This is a genomic window from Bacteroides sp. 41_26, from assembly GCF_949740115.1.
GTDB classification, from domain to species: domain Bacteria; phylum Bacteroidota; class Bacteroidia; order Bacteroidales; family Bacteroidaceae; genus Bacteroides; species Bacteroides nordii.
Genome location: NZ_CATJGZ010000020.1, coordinates 1 through 2,730, shown reverse-complemented (window position 1 = coordinate 2,730; position 2,730 = coordinate 1). Strand labels below are relative to the sequence as shown.

Sequence of the window (2,730 nt, the reverse complement as noted above, 5' to 3'; positions counted from 1 at the left end):
TATTATTCATCCTACAACAGGTGAATTGCTTGTTTCAGGTGGAGAAGAAATAACAGAAGACATCGCTAAGAAGATTCAGGAATCTCCGATTGAGAGCGTTGAAATCCGTTCAGTATTGACTTGTGAATCAAAGAAGGGTGTATGTGCTAAGTGTTATGGACGTAATCTTGCTACGAGCCGTATGGTTCAGAAAGGTGAGGCTGTCGGTGTAATCGCTGCCCAATCAATTGGTGAACCGGGTACACAGTTGACTTTGCGTACGTTCCACGCCGGTGGTACTGCTGCTAATATTGCAGCTAATGCAAGTATTGTGGCTAAGAATGCAGCTCGTCTGGAATTTGAAGAGCTCCGTACCGTAGACGTTGTTGATGAAACTGGTGAAGCAGCGAAGGTTGTAGTAGGTCGTTTGGCTGAAGTACGTTTCGTAGATGTAAATACGAATATAGTTCTGTCTACTCACAATGTACCTTATGGCTCTACATTGTATGTAGCTGATGGCGAAGTGGTTGAGAAGGGTAAACTTATTGCTAAGTGGGATCCGTTCAACGCTGTTATTATTACTGAGGCTACTGGTAAGATTGAATTTGAGAGTGTTGTTGAGAACGTTACTTATAAGGTTGAATCGGATGAAGCAACCGGACTTCGTGAAATTATCATCATAGAGTCTAAAGATAAGACTAAGGTGCCTTCAGCTCATATTCTTACTGAAGATGGTGATTTGATTCGTACTTACAACTTGCCTGTGGGTGGACACGTTATCATTGAGAATGGTCAGAAGGTGAAAGCTGGTGAGGTTATTGTGAAGATACCGCGTGCAGTAGGTAAAGCTGGTGATATCACTGGTGGTCTTCCACGTGTTACCGAACTGTTCGAAGCACGTAACCCGTCAAATCCGGCTGTTGTATCGGAAATTGATGGTGAGGTTACTATGGGTAAAATTAAACGTGGTAATCGTGAAATTGTAGTTACCTCTAAAACCGGTGAGGTTAAGAAGTACCTTGTTAACTTATCTAAGCAGATTCTGGTACAGGAGAATGACTATGTTCGTGCTGGTACTCCGTTGTCAGACGGTGCCATTACACCAGCTGATATTTTGGCTATTAAAGGTCCGACAGCGGTGCAAGAGTATATCGTGAATGAGGTTCAGGACGTATACCGTTTGCAGGGTGTGAAAATTAACGATAAGCATTTTGAAATTATTGTTCGTCAAATGATGCGTAAAGTTGAAATTGACGAACCCGGAGATACTCGTTTCCTTGAACAACAGGTCGTTGATAAACTTGAGTTTATGGAAGAGAATGATCGTATCTGGGGTAAGAAAGTAGTTGTAGATGCAGGTGATTCTCAGACAATGCAGCCAGGACAGATTGTAACTGCGCGTAAGTTGCGTGATGAAAACAGTATGTTGAAGCGCCGTGACTTGAAACCGGTGGAAGTGCGTGATGCTATTGCTGCTACCTCTACTCAGATTCTTCAAGGTATTACACGTGCCGCTTTGCAAACTTCCAGCTTTATGTCAGCTGCATCCTTCCAGGAAACAACAAAAGTATTGAACGAAGCTGCTATCAACGGTAAGATTGATAAGCTTGAAGGTATGAAGGAAAATGTGATCTGTGGTCACTTAATTCCTGCTGGTACAGGTCAACGTGAGTTTGATAAAGTTATTGTTGGTTCAAAGGAAGAGTATGATCGTATCTTAGCTAATAAGAAAACGGTACTTGATTATAATGAAGTAGAATAATACAATTCAATTGACTATAGTAAGAAGGAGTAATTGCCATGATGGTAATTGCTCCTTTTTTGTGTTTTGGCTTTGATTATTTCAGTGCGATTTGTTTTTGGGTACTTTGGTCTTTTCGGGTAGTGATTATGGTTTGATCTGGATTCTTTCAAGACTCTCTTTAATTTGTTATAGATAAATCTTTAATCTAGAAATAACTGCATAAAATCTTTGCTTCCTATTCGGATTGTTGTAAATTTGTAAAGAGAAATAAAGCCTTTTAAGGGGATAAATATCCATCTTCTGGAATGAAAGCCCCTTTTTAGTCTTATGAAAGGGAATGTGAAATTATTTCCGCTGGTGAATTTGGAATATACGTTTAATTTATAACATTTAGAAATATGGAAGAACAGAATCCTAACAATCAATTACAGATTGAACTAAAAGAAGATGTTGCGCAGGGAATTTATGCTAACCTGGCTATCATCACTCATTCGAGTTCAGAATTCATACTCGATTTCATACGGGTTATGCCGGGAGTACCTAAAGCAGGTGTCCAGTCACGGATTATTTTAGCACCTGAACATGCTAAACGTTTGCTTCGTGCATTGGAAGAAAATATTGCAAAATATGAACGTGTGTTTGGACCAGTGCAATTGGCCGATGAACAATCTTTACCTCCAATGGTTGTAAAAGGTGAAGCTTGAGTATAATATAAAGGGTTAAAAATGAAAAAAAAGAGGTAGTGCATTGATTATTCAAATATTATTCGTATTTTTGCAGCCCAAAATGTATAGTTACGAAATTAATATAACAATAATATAAATTAAAAACAATTTGAAATGCCTACAATTCAGCAATTAGTAAGAAAAGGACGCGAAGTGCTGGTGGAGAAAAGTAAATCTCCGGCCCTCGATTCATGTCCTCAAAGACGTGGCGTTTGCGTGAGAGTGTATACAACCACTCCGAAAAAACCTAACTCTGCAATGCGTAAAGTTGCCCGTGTACGT

At 39.5% G+C, this 2,730-nt stretch carries 1 protein-coding gene and 2 pseudogenes; all 3 read left to right on the top strand.

The window, feature by feature from the left end; all coding sequences use genetic code 11:
- Positions 1–1,741, top strand: a pseudogene (locus QX565_RS00230) (DNA-directed RNA polymerase subunit beta'); the annotation flags it as partial.
- A gap of 380 nt (positions 1,742–2,121) precedes the next feature.
- Positions 2,122–2,427 (top strand): DUF3467 domain-containing protein, encoded by a 306-nt coding sequence (locus tag QX565_RS00225; protein WP_289290530.1) that lies wholly within the window; start codon positions 2,122–2,124, stop codon positions 2,425–2,427.
- Positions 2,428–2,562: 135 nt separating this feature from the next.
- Positions 2,563–2,730, top strand: a pseudogene (locus QX565_RS00220) (30S ribosomal protein S12); the annotation flags it as partial.